We start from the raw sequence: 15,414 nt of genomic DNA, 5'->3' as shown, positions 1-15,414 counted from the left end.
CCACGACCAGGTACCGGCCTCGGTCCGGCAGGAGGCCCTCCCCCCCACCTGGGGCAGACCCAGCGCCGCGTCCGGGAGCTGGAGATCCAGGAGGCCCAGGAGCGGCGCGTCGTGAGCGGGTGCGGGCGGAGAGGTCGTGGAAGATTCAGCCGCAGCGCTCGTCCTCCTGGAGCTCCGACCGTGGCCGCTGCCGGGCGGCGAAGATCCCCGACGAGCGGGGCTTCGCGACGAAGGGGGAGCTGGCCAGAGACATCGTGCGCCGCTGTCTGGCAGCGGGTCTACCGGCTGCCTGGGTGACCGCGGATGAGGCTTACGGGCAGGACTGGAACTTCCGTCGCCTGCTCGAACAGCTTGGCCTCAGTTACGTGGTACCAGTGCCCAAGTCCCAGCAGATCAAGTCCATGGCCGGGGTCTGACGCATCGACCAGCTCATCGCCGAAGCCCCCGCCGATGCCTGGCAGCAGCTGTCCTGCGGCGACGGGGCGAAGGGCCCACGCGTCTATCACTGGACCGCGGCGAAACTGCCCGCCAACATCATCTTCGATCCGGATCCGCCGACCCATCACCGCTGGGTGCTGGCCCGCCGCAGTCTCTCCGACCCCGGTCAGATCGCCTACTACCTCGCGCACGCGCCCGTCGGCACCGAGATCGACGAACTCGCCCGGATCGCCGGCAGCCGGTGGGCGATCCAGGAATGCTTCCAGGCCGCGAAGAACGAATGCGGCCTGGACGAGTACGAAGTCCGCCGCTACCCGGATTGGTACCGGCACATCACCCTCGCCATGCTCGCCCACGCCGTCCTGACCGCACTCGCCGCCCAGGTCACCGTCGAGGCCGTAAAAGGGGCTGCAGAAACGGATCAGCCCTCGTCCCGCTCACCGTGGCAGAGATCCGCCGGCTCCTGGACACTCTCCTGCCTCATCCCCGAGCCGACCACGATCCCGTCACCCACGCACTGAACTGGTCCGCCTGGAGAAGACGTCGCCAGGCCATCGCCCGCCACCGCCACTACCGAAAACACAGCTCAGGACACGAACCGCTGCTGGAGTACCCCCCTTGCGGGCGCACCCGAGCCGGCGGCAGCAACGGCCCCGCTATCTCCCACAGTCCGTCCGGAACGATCCATCCCCACCGTCCACTCCCCATACCCAGCACAACTACCAACTGACCATGTAGGACACGGTCTTAAGCTACAAACGGTTCCTCAAACTGACCATGTAGGACACGGCCTAAGTTCGAGGCGCGGTCAGGCGACGCCTTGGAGGGGACGTCGCCCCAGCGGATGCCCTTCTCGCTGTGGATGCGACCGCATTCGCGGCGTTCGGCGGCCAAGACATCGCCGATGGCGGGCGTTGGCGTTGCGCCCTCGCAGGCAGGCGTGAAGGGCCCGTGTTTCAGGACCGAGGCGCTGTCGGTGGTGCTGCCCAGGTTCATGGGCGCGGACCAGGCGGTGCCGTTGTAGCTGACCGCGTAGTCCTAGTCGAAAACCCGCCACCGCACCGTGCGCCGCGCCGCGCCCTTCGGTCGAGAACGAGACTGAGGCAGCACCTCACGTTGACTGCGCCGGCCCGGATCCCCTCAAGTCCCGTCGCCGAGCCACAGGTGATCACCTATAGCCTCATCCCCGTAACGTTGCCGGATGTTCATGATCGACATGCGTGCACAGAACGTGTGAGGAGCGACAAAGGTGAGACGAATACGGTTCGCGCTGGCGGCTCTGCTGTCCGCGATGGCCGCCGTGGCGGCGCTGGCCGCGCCCCCGGCGGTGGCTGCGGAGGCACCGCAGGGGTCGGCAGGGCAGCAGTGGGCACTGAAGGTCGACAACCTGTACGTGACGGTGGACGCCGGCGCCGACGGGGATATGAAGCTGAGAGCCAAAGGCACCACGGCTGCCGGTTGGGAGAAGTTCACCCTGCACACCGACTATGTATCCGGCTCTGGGTTCGGAGCCTCAGTCATTTTCCGCTCGGAAGCCACGGGCCGGTACGTAACGGCGGAGGACGATGCCAGCGGTAATCTGCTGCGCACCCGAGTTGAGAGCACGGGCTCCTGGCAGCGGTTCTCACTCGTGCCCCTGACGACCGGCGAGTACGGACTGAAGGCCCACAACGGCAAGTTCGTGGCCGCGGAGCTGGGTACTTACCCCGACCGCGGCCTGCTGCGCGCGCGGACCGACAGACCTGCTTCCGAACTCGGCGCCTGGGAACGTTTCACGCTTGAGCCGATCAGCGCGCCGCAGTCGGACCCCACTCACATGCCCGCACCCTCCACACCGGCGGTCAAGGCTCACAACGTGGTGTCGTGGAACATTTGCGCCAACAACAACACCGACTGCCCTCTCAAGTACGCCCCGCCGACGACGATGGCACCGAAGGTTGCAACCGCGCTGTTCAACGCCCTGGGCACACGGCGGCCGGACGCCATCTTCTTCCAGGAGATCTGCGAGAAGCAGGCCAAGCCCTTGGAGCTGGCACTCGAGGACAAGTGGCCGGGGCTGGACGTACGGTTCATGCCGACGTACTACAAGGTCACGGGCACGAACATCCTGGCGCAGAAGAATTGCTCAGACGGCACCGACAACGCCGACCGGGGCGCTTTCGGCATTGCTCTCGCCGTTTCCGACAGCAACACCTGGTACCAGGGCACGGTCCTGCCCTCACCTGACAAGCCTGTACCCGACAAGAAGGAGCAGCGGCCGATGCTCTGCGCGGTCGTCCCCGACGAGGGTTCCGCGTATTGTAATGCCCACTTCAGCAGCGGTCCCTACATCAACTCCGACGGCAAGCTCGTCGGCGACGACAGCGACCCGAACAATCTGTTCCGGCCCAAGCAAGCCGCAGAGATGCGCAGCCAGGTGGGCAACTACACGGCCGCTGGCTATACCACCTACTACGGCGGCGACCTCAACACCACCTCGGCCGACGTCAACTACCTTGACTCCCTCTACTCCAGCGGGCAGGAGTGTGGGCAGACGGACCCGACCAAACCGCACACGGGTGCCCCAACTGACGGAAGCAACAAGATCGACTACGTCTTCGGCCCGCGGGGGCTCAAGTACACCTGCCGGGTGACCGATCCGGCGCTCTCCGACCACCGGATCATCGAAGCAGAGACGTCCTGAACGCCGTTGTTCCGAATGCGGTTGCCCGCACTCCTGAAAGGCATCCCGTAACGGCAGAAGGTGGGGCGTCCGGCCGCATGGCCGGACGCCCCACGCGCACTGGTTTGGTGCATCGTCAAGGACTCGCGGGCAGCCCGAACTCCTGAGGAAGCGAATCCTACTCGCTAGCTGATTCCTCGACCTCTTCGCGCAGGTCATGAATCCGGAAGGTGACCGGGGAGGGATGCGCGTCGCACTCCCGGCCGTGCAGTTCTTCTGGGAGCAGTGACCAGCGATGGCCTCGTCGGGGCCGCAGTACGACGGGTCCAGGTGGAACGTGGTCCGCGTACCGGACGGTTTGAACGTGGCGAACTCCTCCCAGACACCTGCCGTCACAGCCCCGGCCAGTTCCTGGCGGAAGCCCCGCCCGTCCAGCCGCACCTCAACAGCCGTACGGACGCTGAGGACCGCAGCCACTGCAGGCGCCCACCGCTCCTTCTCGGGGAGGGAGCCGAAGAATCCAGGGAGGGGTGTTCCCCGCTCGTCAGCAGTACGGCGCTGGTCATCCTCCACGCTGAATACCAGGTCCGATCCGATCTCCACGCTGATGTGGCCATGGGTGCCGTTGCGGTGGTGCAGCGCGTCCCACACCACCTGCTGAAGAATCTCTGTCGGAAGCTCAGGACTGTCCCGGGCGACCAGAAATACGTCGCAGGACGCGCCCACACGTGCTCCTCGAAGGTGACTACCTGGATCTGATCAGCCGTGTAGCGCTCCACGGATCCGATCATGACACTCGCCACTGACAACCCGCGCCACCTACGGGAAACGCGTGATCGTCACCTAAGACCGTGTCCTACATGGTCAGTTTGAGGAACCGTTTGTAGCAGCAGAGGGTGGCTGCGAGTCCGAGAAAGGCCAGGTAGTTGCCTGGTTTCCGCTCGTAGCGGTGGTTGAGTCTGCGGTATCCGGTGAGCCAGGACATGGTGCGCTCGATGACCCACCTGCGTCGACCGAGCCGCTCGCTGGACTCGATGCCCTTGCGGGCGATACGCACCCCGATGTGCTTGCCCCAGAGCCATCGCCGCAGGTGAGGGACGTCGTACGCCTTGTCAGCGTGAAGGCGGCGGGGCTTCGATTCCGTCGCGTGGGATTCGTGTCCCATGTGGAAATGGGACAGCATCGGCTTCAGGGCCCGGCTGTCATGGGTGTTGGCCGCGGAGAGCCCGACGCGTAGGGGCAGTCCGTCCGCGTCGGACAGGACGTGCATCTTGGAACCTGGCTTGCCCCGGTCCACGGGACTCGGACCTGCAAGTTCGCCCCCTTTTTAGCGCGAACGTGCGCGGAGTCCAGGACCGCCCGTGACAGATCGATCAAGTCCCGCTCGTCCAGAAGCTGGAGAATCTTCTGATGCAGCCGGCCCCACACCCCGGCTCTCGACCAGATGACGAACCGGCGGTGCACGGTCGACTTCGACGCCCCGAAGCACGGCGGCAAGGCCCGCCAGGCGCACCCGCTGACCAGCACGTAGACGATCGCCGCGAAAACCGCCTCATCATTGATGTTCGCGACCCCGCCCCCTTGCGGGCGCACCCGAGCCGGCGGCAGCAACGGCCCCGCTATCTCCCACAGTCCGTCCGGAACGATCCATCCCCACCGTCCACTCCCCATGCCCAGTATAACTACCAACTGGCCATGTAGGACACGGTCTAACTTGCCGTTTAATCTCGGCGAGCGGGGGACTTGCTGGTCTATGAATTGTCGGGGCAGTCGGCCGGGGTCCAGGTCGCGACGAGGTCTTGGCAGACGACGGTGAGTGAGCCGTTCCAGAACGCGATTTCGTGACTGCAACCGTTCTGGTGGGGCAGGACCTCGTCGAGGATGACCGTCCCGGCGGTCGCCCAGTCGTTGTCCTCGATGCTTCCGCCATCGAAGCTGGATACTCCTGTGTAACGGATGACCAGGTCTTCGTCGTGCTTCCAGCAGTTGTGTCGGAACTGGATCTCCATCTGCTGGTCGTCAGCTCCGACGCTGCGGATGTGCTGGAGCTCCAGGTCCTTCACACACCGCTTGCTGGAGAAGTCATAGTGCTCTGGCGCAGTGGCGAATACCCGGGCCCCAGCTGGCAGATCGTCGGCCAGCGACGGCAGGCGCTCCAGGTATCGAGCCGGGGATATGACGCCTGACAGGTTGCCGACCAGTGCATCCAGATTGATGTATTCCATCGTCCTTCGTTCCCGCTCGTGGCCCTGTTGGCCGACGAATGGTCGCACGACTTCCATGAGGACCGGGCAGGCCGACACCCTGTAGGGCTCCCAGGGATCTCCCGTCTTCAGCAACTGACCCAACTCAGGCAGAACATATCTCCGCAGGTCCCTTCCGGGCCGCTGGTCAACAAGCACATTGGGAAGCTAGCAGATACCCGGTATGACCTGCGAAGACAGTTGAGTTAGTTCGGTTAACAGGCCTGGAGTGCTGGGACGGAACCCCGGCCGATCCGGCCGACTACACCGCCCCCGCGCCCGCGTCCCTGGGCAGTCACTGCCTGGCCGCCTGACCCACCCTGCGCAAAGGCGCCCGGGACCGCCGCTGTAACGGCGGTCCCGGGCTTTTCCCATCCCGTGTCAGAGCCGAGAAGGAGCTTCCACATGCCTACGCCCGCCCGCGCCTACCCCGAGCCGCCGGCCTCGCCGCTCTGGCACGCACCGGCCCCCGGCCCAGCCCCCTCACACCCGCCCCAGCAGCGCCGCAACCGCGAGCTCCTGCTGCGCGCCCAGCACACCTCAAGGCCCCGCCCCCGTACCACCACCCGAGACCAGGAGACTCGATGATCCGCAACCTGTTCCACCGCTGCGCCACCCCGGCCGGCGCCCTCGCCGACGAGGACCAGGCCGCCGTCGACGCGTTCCGCGCGATGCTCGCCGCACTGCGCCACCCCGAGCCCTGGAGGCCCGGCTGCGCCCACGACATCGCTGTACGGGTCGGTCCGTTCATCGAGCGAGCCCAGACCCGGCCGGGCGACGACCACGGGCCCGACATCATCGCCGTCGCCCTCCAGCATCCCGGCCGCCAGTACACCCACTACGGCGAGCACTACCGGAAAATCGGATGGCTGCGCTGCGAGACGACCAAGATGCTCGGTCTGTGGCACCCGTCCTACGCGCTGCTCAGCCTGGACCTCCCCGACGACGTCGGCATGCCACCGGCGCACTACGCCGTCTACGTCGAAGCCCGCCGTGCCGACCCCCGCCAGGGTTTCACCCTGCTCCGGCTCGGCCCGTACACCCAGGCCCAGGACGCCTCCTGGGACGCGGACCGGATCGACGCCGCGCTGGTGGGGCGGGCGACCACAGTCCGCCCAAGGTTCAAGGTCGCCGCGAGGCGGGCCCGTTCGCCGTCAGCGACCACCAGCAGTTCACCGACTCGTACGAGACCGACGTCGTCACGCTCCTGGCCGCCGCCGTATCAAGGCAGGCCACCTGAGGGGCAACTACGCACGGGGTGCCCGTTCCGTCGCCGATTCCGGGCACACGAACCAGCCGGCCACCCCGGGCCGCCCGCCACCCTGCCACACCCTCGATGACGGCGAGATACGGGCAAGTGCGGCTATTGGACTTGCGGAATACTCAAGGGGCCGAGGGTACGCCGACAGGCCCGCAACCGCCGACAGCGCCTGGCCCCCGATGCCCGGGCCGCGCTACAGCACCGCCGCGACCACGGTCGGAGACACCGTCTACATTCCCGGCGGCGGCACGGCCGCCGGGCGGGTCCCTGGCCGCCGATGATGGCTACAGGCCGCCACAGCGCTGACCCGCAGTCTCCAGCAGCGTTCCGGGGGTCCAGGGGTGGGCGCCTTCCGCACCTGCGGCGGAACTCGTCGGGCGGCATCGGGCACCGGGCGACGTCGCTTGTCACCAGGGCGGTGAGGGGCACTGCCTCACCGCCGCCCACAGCGAGACGCGGAGGAGGCGAGGTCGATGACTTCGCCGGGCCGTCGCGGGCCCAGTACCGTGAAGTAGGCGGGGAGGCCGACTCTGTTCCCGTCCGGGAACCTGTATGTCAGGTGGACCTTGGCGTCGCTTTCGGCGAGTACCGTGAACCGGCCGGGCCCCAGTAGTGCCAGCGCCTCGTGCTGGTCGACGCCGCCGGGCCGGATTCCCGCGGAAAGTACACGGCTCAGACTCGGCGGTGCCCCGTACCTGGCGACCAGGTCGTCCAAGTGCTCTTCCGCCCCCGGGATCAGCTCCACCAGCGCCAGCACTCCTGTGGCACCGAGAAGCGTCCGCAGAGACTCCGCGAAGGCAGGGCGGTGCTCGGGCAGGATCTGATGCAGGACTGTGCGCATGTACAGGTCCACGTCACCCATCCGGTCGTGCAGGGCCCGGACGGCGGGGGAGTCGAACATGTCGAGGACCAGGTACTCGGTGTGCGGGTCCTGAGCGGAAGCCGCCCGTACGGCTGCGGCTGACGCGTCCGCGCCCATCACCCGTCCGATGTGCCGGGCGAGATGGCGTGTCTGGGACCCGTTGCCGCAGCCGAGATCCAGCAAACACCTTCCGGGACCGAGGAACTGCGCGAACCGCGGCAGATCGACCGCAGAGGCAAGCTCCGGCTCGGTGTCCCACAGCGACGGCTCCCAGGCGGTCTCCGCCGCGGTCCAGTATGTCTCCCAACTCGCGGCGTAGTCGGGCATGTCGGTCTCCACGGTCTTCTCCTCGGGGCGGTGGTGCGTGGGGCTTCGGGGGCCGCCCAGGACGCGGGCGGCAGTCGAGCGGGCGGCCGGCGGGATGATGCGGTGCACAGCCGTGACCAGCTCGCCCATGTTCAGATTCGGCGCGCCCGACGGATGGGCGATCGGGGCCGTGAACGCCGTGAGGCGCTGCTCGGCACCAGCGGAGCGCGGCTCAGGGAGGGGTGAGGGATCGGGCCGCCTAGGCATGGCGCCCACCGACAGCCGGTATGCCGCACCACGTAGGGAGCGGCGGTCCGCTCCGGCACGGCGAGCGGTTCACCACGGTGTCTGATCGGTGGTTCATCGGGGCGCCGGGTCTGGACGCGGGGCGAAGATGCCGCTCAGTAGGGCCGGGTCGGCCGCGTTCTCCCAGTGCTCGACGACGCGTCCGTCTATGAACCGCCACAGTCCGCAGAACGGCACGGCCACCGGCCGGGGGCGCGTCGCGCGTAGGACGCCCAGAACGGCACCGAAATGGTCGTCGGCGGCGATCTGATGCACGTCCATGACCAGCGTCCCGTGGGTCATGCGTATCAATGCCTGCTCATGGGCCAGTACGGCGGCGGCCCCTCGGCACAGGCGCGGCTCGAGCGGTGTCCGGTCCGCGAGGTGCACCATGATGTCCTGGTCCGCGTAGTCCGCGATCTTCGCCAGGTCCGCGTAGACGACTCGCAGGATCCTGGCGTTGGGATGTTCGGCAAGGGCGGTCATCGGGGCTCCTCGTGCCGGGTCTGGAGTGGGGCGGGGCGCCAGGGCGTTGCCTTCTCGCACAGTGCCTCCACCTCGTCCCACTGATCGTCGGTCAGCCGCAGCTCGGTGGCTGAGACGTTCTCCTCCAGGTGGTCCAGGGAGGTGGTGCCCGGGATGAGTAGTGTGTGAGGTGCGTGCCGCAGGAGCCAGGCCAGGCCCAGCCGGGGACCGGTGGTGCCGAACAGGGCGGCGACTTCGGTGAGGATTCCGCGCGGGCCCAGTAGGTCGCCGTGTCCCAGGGGGAACCACGGCAGGAACGCTATGCCGCGGTCCTGCGTGTGGCGCAGGACGTTCTCGTCCGATCGGTCGGCGATGTTGAAGAGGTTTTCCACCGCGACGATGTCCACGGTCTGGCGTGCCTCCTCGAGCTGGGCGAGGGTCACTCCTGGCTGCCCGGACAGGCCGATGTGGCGGATTTTGCCTTGCTGTTGGAGCTCTGCGAGTGTGCCGAGCTGGTCCTCGAGTGGCAGGAGGTCGTCGATGCGGTGCAACTGGTACAGGTCGATGCGCTCGAGTCCGAGCCGGAGCAGACTCACCTCGACTTGCTGGCGAAGGTAGGCGGGCCTCCCGAGCGCGACGATGTATGGGTTGCGGCCCTCGGCGCGGACCCAGTCATGGGGGCCGGTGCGCAGCATCCCGCCCTTCGTGGCGATCACCAGCTCGTCGGGGTAGGGGTGGAGGGCCTGGCGGATGATCTCCTCGTTGTAGCCGGGGCCGTAGGAGTCGGCTGTATCGATGAAGTTCACGCCCAGGTCGTGCACGGCGTGGCGCAGGACGCGGATCGCGGCGTCGGGGTCGGCGGGCGGGCCCCAGACGCCGGGGCCGGTCAGATGCATCGCGCCGTAGCCGAGGCGGTTCACGGTTAGGTCGCCACCCAGCTCGAAGGTGCGGGGAATGTCGGTCGGAGGGTTAGGCATAGCGGCTCCTCAGGCGTACGCGAGGAAGGGATGGGGGTAGGTGCAGATGGTGGGGGTGGGTAGGGCGGATGGTGCTGTCACCGGGCGTTGTTCCAGGTGCCGAGTACGGCCTCGGCGGTGATACCGGGCCCGAATCCGGCCAGCAGGCCTGTGGCTCCTTCGTGTGGAGCGTCGTCGAACTGCCGCCGCAGGACGTCGAGAACGACGGCTGAGGCGATGTTTCCGTACGCCGTGAGGGTGGCCCTGCTTAACCGGAAGGCCGCGGCATCCACCGACAGGAAGCGGCTCAGGTCGTCCAGGATGCGGGGGCCGCCGGCGTGGATGACGTAGAAGTCGAGGTCGGAGGCATCCCACCCATGGTCCCGGGCGAACGTGCGAAGGGTGGGGGCGAGTGCGGACATGGTCCCTGGCACCCGCTTGTCCAGCCTGAAGTGGAAGCCGGTGTTCTTCACTTCGTAGGCGATCCAGTCCTCCGTCCCCGGGACGAGGTGCGAGACGTTGTGTTCCAGCCGCATACCTGCGGATGCTTCGTCCCCGCGCACGACAGCTGCGGCGACGGCGTCTCCGAACAGGCCGTCTGAGAGCAGGGATCCGATGTCGCTGTCGTCCGGCTGGTAGCACAGCGAGCAGAACTCGCACGCCACCACGAGGACGTGGGAACCGGGGTAGGCGCGGCAGAAATCGTGTGCCCGGTTGATCGCGCTGCCACCCGCCGCACAGCCGAGCTGCGCTATGGGGATTTGTCGTGTGCTGTTGCGAAATCCGAGTTCGTTGATCATCCACGAGGTTGGCGGTGGCATGGTGAAGCCGGTGCAGGACACGAAGACGATCGCGTCGATGTCGCGAGGTGCCAGCGACGCCGAGCGCAGGGCCTCCTCGACGACGGCCGGTATGCGGGACCGTGCCTCGTAGTCGTAGATCTTGCTGCGGGCCTCGAACCCGGGATGGTCCAGAGTCACCTCGATCGGTTGGATGAGATGGCGCTCGGCGACGCCGGTGTGTTCGATCATGCGTAAGACGGAGCGAAGCCGTGGGTGGTGGGGGTGGAGGCTGCGTGCGAGCGCCAGCGTCTCCTCCATGGAGATGACGTGATCGGGGACCCAGACGGCGGGTCGGCACAGCACGGGCATGGTTGCTCCTTCGCGTTGCTGCGATGGGGGAGCGGGCCGCTGGCCGGAGAGGCGACGGATGCGGGGCCCTGCACGCGGGGCTCGCTCGGGGTCGTACGCCGGCATTCGGTGCTGTCTCCGGAACGGCTGTACGACGTCTCCTTGGGGGACTCTTCTCGGTGACCGGCACTCTGTGAAGGCGCGCCAGCCAGAGACGGGGGCACGCGCGTACCACCCGCGCGCCGACGTCCTACGAGGTGCGCTCGTGGCTGCGCTGCCCGCCGGGAGCGCGTACGGGCGCACGCTGCGGGACGCGACTGAGGCGCGCTGCCGTTTCTGGTGTCCCTCGTACGGCTGCCTCGGTCTCCTGCTCGGCTGAACGAGAAGGTGGAAAGGGCTCCCGGGCTTCCGGCGCCGAGGAAGCGTCTGCATCACGCGCTGTGCGTGGCCTCGCCGTTCCGCCCCCCCTTCGTGTGCGGGTGCGGGTTCGCGGGCCGTGAGCCTTTCGCGGGATGGAAGATCGGGATGGCCGGACGGGGGGCTTTCGACGTCCAACTGTTCGCGAGTGCGCCTGGGGTGTACCACCGCCATGCCCCCGATGCGCCCGTGCGAGGAGGCCGACCTCGGGCAGGCTGACACGCGCAGAGCGGTACTCGTCGGTCAGTCCCTCGGAGGTGCGTTGTGTCCGATCCGGAACCAGAAGAAGTGGTCGTCCTGCTCGATGAGAGGTGGCGAGCGACCGGGACGGCGCCCAAGGCAGAGGTACACCACACGGCGACGCCCTTGCACCTGGCTTTCACCGCCTACGTCTTCGACGAGGAAGACCGCTTCCTCCTGACGCGGCGCGCGATGTCCAAGCGGACGTGGCCGGGTGTGTGGACCAACAGCTTCTGCGGCCACCCCCTCCCGGGGGAGCCTCTCGACGCGGCGGTGCGCAGACGGCTGTCCGCCGAACTGGGTACCACCGCGGTACGCATTGACACGGTGCTGGGGGCGGTGCGCTACCGGGCGGCAATGGGCAACGGGATCGTGGAGAACGAGGTGGGCCCGGCAGTAAGGGTCAGCCTGGCAGCACCGCCTGAGCCGCATCGGGACGAGGTCGACAGGGTGCGGTGGGTGGGCTGGAGCGATCTGTTGCGGGAGATCGACGGCGGCCGGGCCAGGCTCTCCCCGTGGAGCGTGATCACGCTGGGAAGGCTGCGCATGCTGGGCCCCCGTCCATGGGATTGGCCGACGAGTCCCACACAGGATCTGCCCCCGGCCTTGAGGGACCTGTCTTGACCCCTGCGGCCGTCCTGGATCTCGACGGTACGCTTCACCCCGGAACGCTGGGTGCCTCGGTGCTCCGCGAACTCGTCGCTGCCGGGCATGCCCGCAGTCATGCGGCGGGCCGTGCGCTGGCAGCCATCGCGGACCGTGCCCACACCCCCGCTGCCACGACCGTGGATCAGGTGTACGCCTCCTACACGCAGGCGGTGGCCGGTATGCCGCACCGCCAATTGCGAGAGGCCTCCCGCCGGGCCTGGGACGCCCAGCGGGGTGCGCTGTTTCCCTACGTGCCGACCCTGCTGCGCACGTTGTCCACACGCGGATACACCGTGGTCCTGCTGTCCGGGAGCCCGCAGGAAGCACTCGACAGGGTCGGTGGGGACCTCCATGTCCACCACTGCTACGGCGCACAGATCGCCGTTCGCGACGGGCGCTGCCAGGGCTACCTCACTCGGGCGCCCGGCCGACAGGGAGAAAAGCTCCGTATCCTCAACCACCTCGCCGAACGACTGCAACTGGACCTGACCCAGTCTCTGGCTCTCGGCAACAGCGCCTCCGACCTCTCACTCCTGCAAGCCGTCGGCAACCCGGTGGCTTTCGAGCCGGACGCCGCACTCGCCGCCCATGCGCGCGGCGCGGGGTGGGGCCGCGTGACACGCGACACCGCTCTGCATACTTTGGCCAGCCTCCCATGAGACCCGAGGACCAAGGCCGGGTCCCGACCGCGCTGAGAGCAGCTCTCGGGCGTCCAGCGACCCTAGGGCCGCCCCCTTCTCCTGGTGGCACCCTCGCGTCGCGGAGCGGTGATCAGCTCGCCGAACCGGCGCACGCTCAGCCCGGTGAAAGAGGGCTGTCCAGGGGGCCCGCCGTCGTGATCACATGAGGCACCTCAAGGCCACCGCATACGGGATCAGCACGGGTGGCTGGCACGAAGAGAGACGCCTCCCATGTGACACGGCCACCGAGACGGCCTGCGCAGGCGCCCTACGCCGGGGGCGGCAGTGGTGTCACAGAGCTTCGGCTACGCAGCCTTTGCGTACCTGGTTAGTCGTCGGTGGTACGGGTGGCCGGCGCCACAGGGAAGCTGTGGCAAAGGCGCTGGGTGGTGTACGGGCGCCAGGTGGGTGGACCGGCAAGGGCGAGGCGCGGCAGGTGGGTGGCGAGGACGGTCAGGGCTGTGGCGATCTCCATCCGGGCGAGTTGAGCACCGATGCACGAGTGGATGCCTTCTCCGAAGGCGATGTGGTGCCGTGTGCCGGTGCGATGGGGATCGAAGGTGTCGGCTTGCGGGAAAGCGGCCTCGTCGCGGTTCATGGCCGCCAGGAGGAACCTGACGGGGGTGTGGGCTTCGACGGTGGTGGTGCCGATGGACATCTCATGCCGAGTGGTGAGATTCGCGGAGTTGATGATGTGAGGGCTGCGGTAGCGCAGCGCTTCCTCGACCCAGGCTCTGGTGTCGCGGTGGAGAAGTGTGATGGTCCCTGGCCGTTCGATGAGGGTGAGAACGGCCAGGTCGATCGCGGCGAGAGCTGAGGTGTAGGAGCCCCACCACAACATCCAGCACAGGCGGACGACTTCATCCGGAGGGAGAGAGCCGCGTGCATCGACCAGCCGGGCGAAGCCGGAACCGCGGGTAAAGCCCCGGTGGTGAACTGCGTTTGCCAGGTAGGCGAACAGGGTGCGAGAGGCCTCATCGGCATCCGCGACGCCAGCCGGAGTGGCATGGGGGTAGAGAGCGCCGAACATGCGGGCCGGCAACGCGGCGAGCAGGTCGAAGTCCCTTGCTGGTATGCCGAAGACGGCGGCTGCCGTGCGCTGCGTGAGCGGCAGGGTGTATGCGGTGTGTAGATCTGCGCGGCCATCCCTTGCCAGGGTGTCGGCGAGCTGACGGGCCAACCGCTCCGCTGTCTCCCGTGCCTGGTTACCGGCTCGTGCCAGTAGGCGTCGGTCGAAGGCGACCGCTCCGGCCCGGCGTAGCTGGGTATGCCGCGGGGGAACGGCTTTGATCAGAGCCTGGTTTAGGGTGCGCAAGGTGTAGGAGCGCGTGTCGTCTACTGGTGCGTCCCTGAGGGCAGGGTCCTTCAAGAGGACGGCGTACTCGTATCGGGAGATGTAGACGGTGCCGTCCGGGTCCAGATGGACGGGATGGTGCTCACGCAGCCAGGAGTAGAACGGGTAGGGGTCGTCGAGTGTTTCGGGTTTAGCTAGGGCATCGAAGAGATGCAGGTTTTTCATGGGAGCCCCTTGGGGACTTCGGGTATGCCTGTTCCACGCACTCCGAGTCGCAGCCACGCCCCGTGTCTCGGAACAGGGGATACCATCCGTGTTCCCCTTATGCGCCGGGCAACGCCCCACCGAAGGGAAGGACCGCATTCGGTACCCCCGACCAGAAAGTTACACGTGGGACCTTGCGGGTTGTGCCGCGAGGCAACCTCCGCCGCCGGCCGCCCGCCCTGGCCAGCGCGAGACGCTGCCCAGGGGAGGTGGCCGGTGTAAGGGGTGCTCGGGGGACGCTGAGGGGAAGTGCGTCATGGTCGCGGGCAGTGAGATGTCAGCCGGCGTAGTTCTGACGGCCAGCCCGGCATGCGACCGACGCCATGCCGGCCGAACCGCTCAGCCGGGCAGCTCGATGGGGGTCCAAGGCCGGAGGATGCTCAGATGCCGACCAAGCTGACGGTGAAGGGTCCGGATACGCTTGTCAGCCCTGCTGGGCTCAGGCAGGCGGTCAGGTCGGTGCTGGCCAGTACGACGGTTTCGATGACGGTAGCTCCGGTGTAGTCGCCGGAGGTCACCTCTCCTGTCAGGACGAGCACGGTCACTCCGTCCGGACGCAGTGATATCCCGCCTGTGAAGTCGAAGTACGAGTCCGATGTTCCGGGGTTCACCCAGTCGAGTCGGCCCGCCCCGGAGGAATTACCGCCGAGGCAGCTCAATTGTCCTGAACCGGTCAATGAGAAACTGGCTCCCGTGTGATTGAGGTCGAGCGAAACGCATGGCCCCAGGGATCCGCCGGTACTCAGGGACACGGTGGCCGGCGGGGTGGCGGGGAGCTTGAGCCCTGGACTGTAGGCCGTCGTCTGCGTGCCCACAGGGCAGGTCACCAGACTCGCCGTGGTCCGTGCCGCGGCGTTCGGGGTGGTGTATGTCCAGGTCACACCGGCCAGCAACAGCACCAGGACGGCGAGCAGTCGACGAGGGGTACGTAAGGAGTGGGGAGCTGACATCGATGCCTCCTGGGGCGTCGGGGTTCAGTGATGGCAGCAGTCGCTGCCGACGGTGTGAAGCGGGCCGCACGGGAGTCGATCCTGCGCGCCCCTCGTGAGGGAAGCGCAGCACCTGCAGCGCCGGGGCCTGAGCCCGAGTGCGTGCGAGGGGACGCTGCGCGACCACCGGGGCCGCCGGACCCGCCGAGAGGGATTGCTCAGGCGTGATGAGAGGAGGCCATGCTGCTCTCGGCGGGTGGCATGTGACCATCCTCCGTTCGGACTAGCCCGTGATGACTCGCACGCACGACACGCGGGCCCCGAGTGCCCCGAG

General features: G+C 67.7%; 15 protein-coding genes and 2 pseudogenes. 7 read left to right on the top strand and 10 right to left on the bottom strand.

Annotated features, from left to right (window positions below; all coding sequences use genetic code 11):
* Positions 1-119 precede the first annotated feature (119 nt).
* Positions 120-416: a transposase gene (locus OG379_RS00220; RefSeq protein WP_405657953.1), complete on the top strand. Its 297-nt coding sequence runs from the start codon at positions 120-122 to the stop codon at positions 414-416.
* A 156-nt stretch (positions 417-572) separates the two neighbouring features.
* The gene (locus OG379_RS00215; RefSeq protein ID WP_405657950.1) at positions 573-959 is read left to right on the top strand and encodes a hypothetical protein; all 387 of its coding nucleotides are present in this window, start codon (positions 573-575) and stop codon (positions 957-959) included.
* Positions 960-1,050: 91 nt separating this feature from the next.
* On the opposite strand, the pseudogene OG379_RS00210 reads toward OG379_RS00215, so the two are convergent.
* Both OG379_RS00210 and OG379_RS00205 read right to left on the bottom strand, forming a co-directional pair.
* A pseudogene (locus OG379_RS00210) lies at positions 1,051-1,146 on the bottom strand (IS5/IS1182 family transposase); the annotation flags it as partial.
* 39 nt (positions 1,147-1,185) lie between these two features.
* Positions 1,186-1,396, bottom strand: a pseudogene (locus OG379_RS00205) (hypothetical protein); the annotation flags it as partial.
* A 333-nt stretch (positions 1,397-1,729) separates the two neighbouring features.
* Between OG379_RS00205 and OG379_RS00200 the strand changes: the two are divergent.
* The gene (locus OG379_RS00200; protein ID WP_405657947.1) at positions 1,730-3,121 is read left to right on the top strand and encodes an endonuclease/exonuclease/phosphatase family protein; all 1,392 of its coding nucleotides are present in this window, start codon (positions 1,730-1,732) and stop codon (positions 3,119-3,121) included.
* A gap of 835 nt (positions 3,122-3,956) precedes the next feature.
* Here the strand turns inward: OG379_RS00200 and OG379_RS00195 are convergent.
* Together OG379_RS00195 and OG379_RS00190 are read right to left on the bottom strand one after the other, a co-directional pair.
* Positions 3,957-4,771, bottom strand: a protein-coding gene (locus OG379_RS00195) for an IS5 family transposase (protein WP_331735298.1) whose coding sequence is annotated in 2 segments (ribosomal slippage) — positions 3,957-4,429 and positions 4,429-4,771 — 816 coding nt in all. Because the reading frame shifts where the segments join, the coding sequence is not laid out codon by codon here.
* A gap of 80 nt (positions 4,772-4,851) precedes the next feature.
* Entirely contained in the window at positions 4,852-5,325 is a 474-nt protein-coding gene (locus OG379_RS00190) for a hypothetical protein (protein ID WP_405657943.1), read from the bottom strand.
* A 423-nt stretch (positions 5,326-5,748) separates the two neighbouring features.
* Here OG379_RS00190 and OG379_RS00185 point away from each other — a divergent pair, with 423 nt between their 5' ends.
* Positions 5,749-5,931, top strand: coding sequence for a hypothetical protein (locus OG379_RS00185; protein WP_405657940.1), 183 nt, complete (start codon positions 5,749-5,751; stop codon positions 5,929-5,931).
* Positions 5,928-6,683: a hypothetical protein gene (locus OG379_RS00180; RefSeq protein WP_405657937.1), complete on the top strand. Its 756-nt coding sequence runs from the start codon at positions 5,928-5,930 to the stop codon at positions 6,681-6,683. The genes OG379_RS00185 and OG379_RS00180 overlap by 4 nt, the downstream gene beginning before the upstream one ends.
* A 354-nt stretch (positions 6,684-7,037) precedes the next feature.
* Here OG379_RS00180 and OG379_RS00175 read toward each other — a convergent pair whose 3' ends face one another.
* From OG379_RS00175 to OG379_RS00160, 4 genes are all read right to left on the bottom strand, one after another.
* On the bottom strand, positions 7,038-7,922 hold the full coding sequence (locus tag OG379_RS00175) for a class I SAM-dependent methyltransferase (RefSeq protein ID WP_405657934.1): 885 nt from the start codon (positions 7,920-7,922) through the stop codon (positions 7,038-7,040).
* Between the two features lie 210 nt (positions 7,923-8,132).
* A complete protein-coding gene (locus OG379_RS00170) occupies positions 8,133-8,543 on the bottom strand; it encodes a nuclear transport factor 2 family protein (protein ID WP_405657932.1) in 411 nt (136 codons plus the stop codon).
* The gene (locus OG379_RS00165) at positions 8,540-9,499 is read right to left on the bottom strand and encodes an aldo/keto reductase (protein WP_405657929.1); all 960 of its coding nucleotides are present in this window, start codon (positions 9,497-9,499) and stop codon (positions 8,540-8,542) included. Before OG379_RS00165 ends, OG379_RS00170 begins: the two co-directional genes overlap by 4 nt.
* A gap of 77 nt (positions 9,500-9,576) precedes the next feature.
* Positions 9,577-10,629, bottom strand: a complete 1,053-nt coding sequence (locus OG379_RS00160; RefSeq protein WP_405657926.1) for a type III polyketide synthase — start codon at positions 10,627-10,629, stop codon at positions 9,577-9,579.
* A gap of 660 nt (positions 10,630-11,289) precedes the next feature.
* On the opposite strand from OG379_RS00160, the gene idi reads away from it, so the two are divergent.
* Both idi and OG379_RS00150 read left to right on the top strand, forming a co-directional pair.
* A complete protein-coding gene (idi, locus tag OG379_RS00155) occupies positions 11,290-11,889 on the top strand; it encodes an isopentenyl-diphosphate Delta-isomerase (protein WP_405657923.1) in 600 nt (199 codons plus the stop codon).
* The gene (locus OG379_RS00150) at positions 11,886-12,572 is read left to right on the top strand and encodes an HAD family hydrolase (protein ID WP_405657920.1); all 687 of its coding nucleotides are present in this window, start codon (positions 11,886-11,888) and stop codon (positions 12,570-12,572) included. The genes idi and OG379_RS00150 overlap by 4 nt, the downstream gene beginning before the upstream one ends.
* 349 nt (positions 12,573-12,921) lie before the next feature.
* Here the strand turns inward: OG379_RS00150 and OG379_RS00145 are convergent, their stop codons facing one another.
* Complete coding sequence (locus OG379_RS00145) at positions 12,922-14,112, bottom strand: cytochrome P450 (protein WP_405657917.1); 1,191 nt, start codon at positions 14,110-14,112, stop codon at positions 12,922-12,924.
* Positions 14,113-14,531: 419 nt separating this feature from the next.
* A complete protein-coding gene (locus tag OG379_RS00140) occupies positions 14,532-14,690 on the bottom strand; it encodes a hypothetical protein (protein ID WP_405657914.1) in 159 nt (52 codons plus the stop codon).
* Positions 14,691-15,414: the final 724 nt, after the last annotated feature.

Source organism: Streptomyces sp. NBC_01166 (assembly GCF_045039765.1).
GTDB lineage: Bacteria > Actinomycetota > Actinomycetes > Streptomycetales > Streptomycetaceae > Streptomyces.
The sequence above is the reverse complement of the archived record's forward strand: the minus strand, read 5'-3'. Positions and strand labels throughout refer to the sequence as shown.

What these genes read in the sequence shown, in the direction of transcription:
- OG379_RS00200 (WP_405657947.1), top strand. Translation starts at nt 1,730, where the DNA reads ATGGCCGCCGTGGCGGCGCTGGCCGCGCCCCCGGCGGTGGCTGCGGAG.
- OG379_RS00190 (WP_405657943.1), bottom strand. Translation starts at nt 5,325, where the DNA reads ATGGAATACATCAATCTGGATGCACTGGTCGGCAACCTGTCAGGCGTC.
- OG379_RS00185 (WP_405657940.1), top strand. Translation starts at nt 5,749, where the DNA reads ATGCCTACGCCCGCCCGCGCCTACCCCGAGCCGCCGGCCTCGCCGCTC.
- OG379_RS00180 (WP_405657937.1), top strand. Translation starts at nt 5,928, where the DNA reads ATGATCCGCAACCTGTTCCACCGCTGCGCCACCCCGGCCGGCGCCCTC.
- OG379_RS00175 (WP_405657934.1), bottom strand. Translation starts at nt 7,922, where the DNA reads ATGGGCGAGCTGGTCACGGCTGTGCACCGCATCATCCCGCCGGCCGCC.
- OG379_RS00170 (WP_405657932.1), bottom strand. Translation starts at nt 8,543, where the DNA reads ATGACCGCCCTTGCCGAACATCCCAACGCCAGGATCCTGCGAGTCGTC.
- OG379_RS00165 (WP_405657929.1), bottom strand. Translation starts at nt 9,499, where the DNA reads ATGCCTAACCCTCCGACCGACATTCCCCGCACCTTCGAGCTGGGTGGC.
- OG379_RS00160 (WP_405657926.1), bottom strand. Translation starts at nt 10,629, where the DNA reads ATGCCCGTGCTGTGCCGACCCGCCGTCTGGGTCCCCGATCACGTCATC.
- OG379_RS00145 (WP_405657917.1), bottom strand. Translation starts at nt 14,112, where the DNA reads ATGAAAAACCTGCATCTCTTCGATGCCCTAGCTAAACCCGAAACACTC.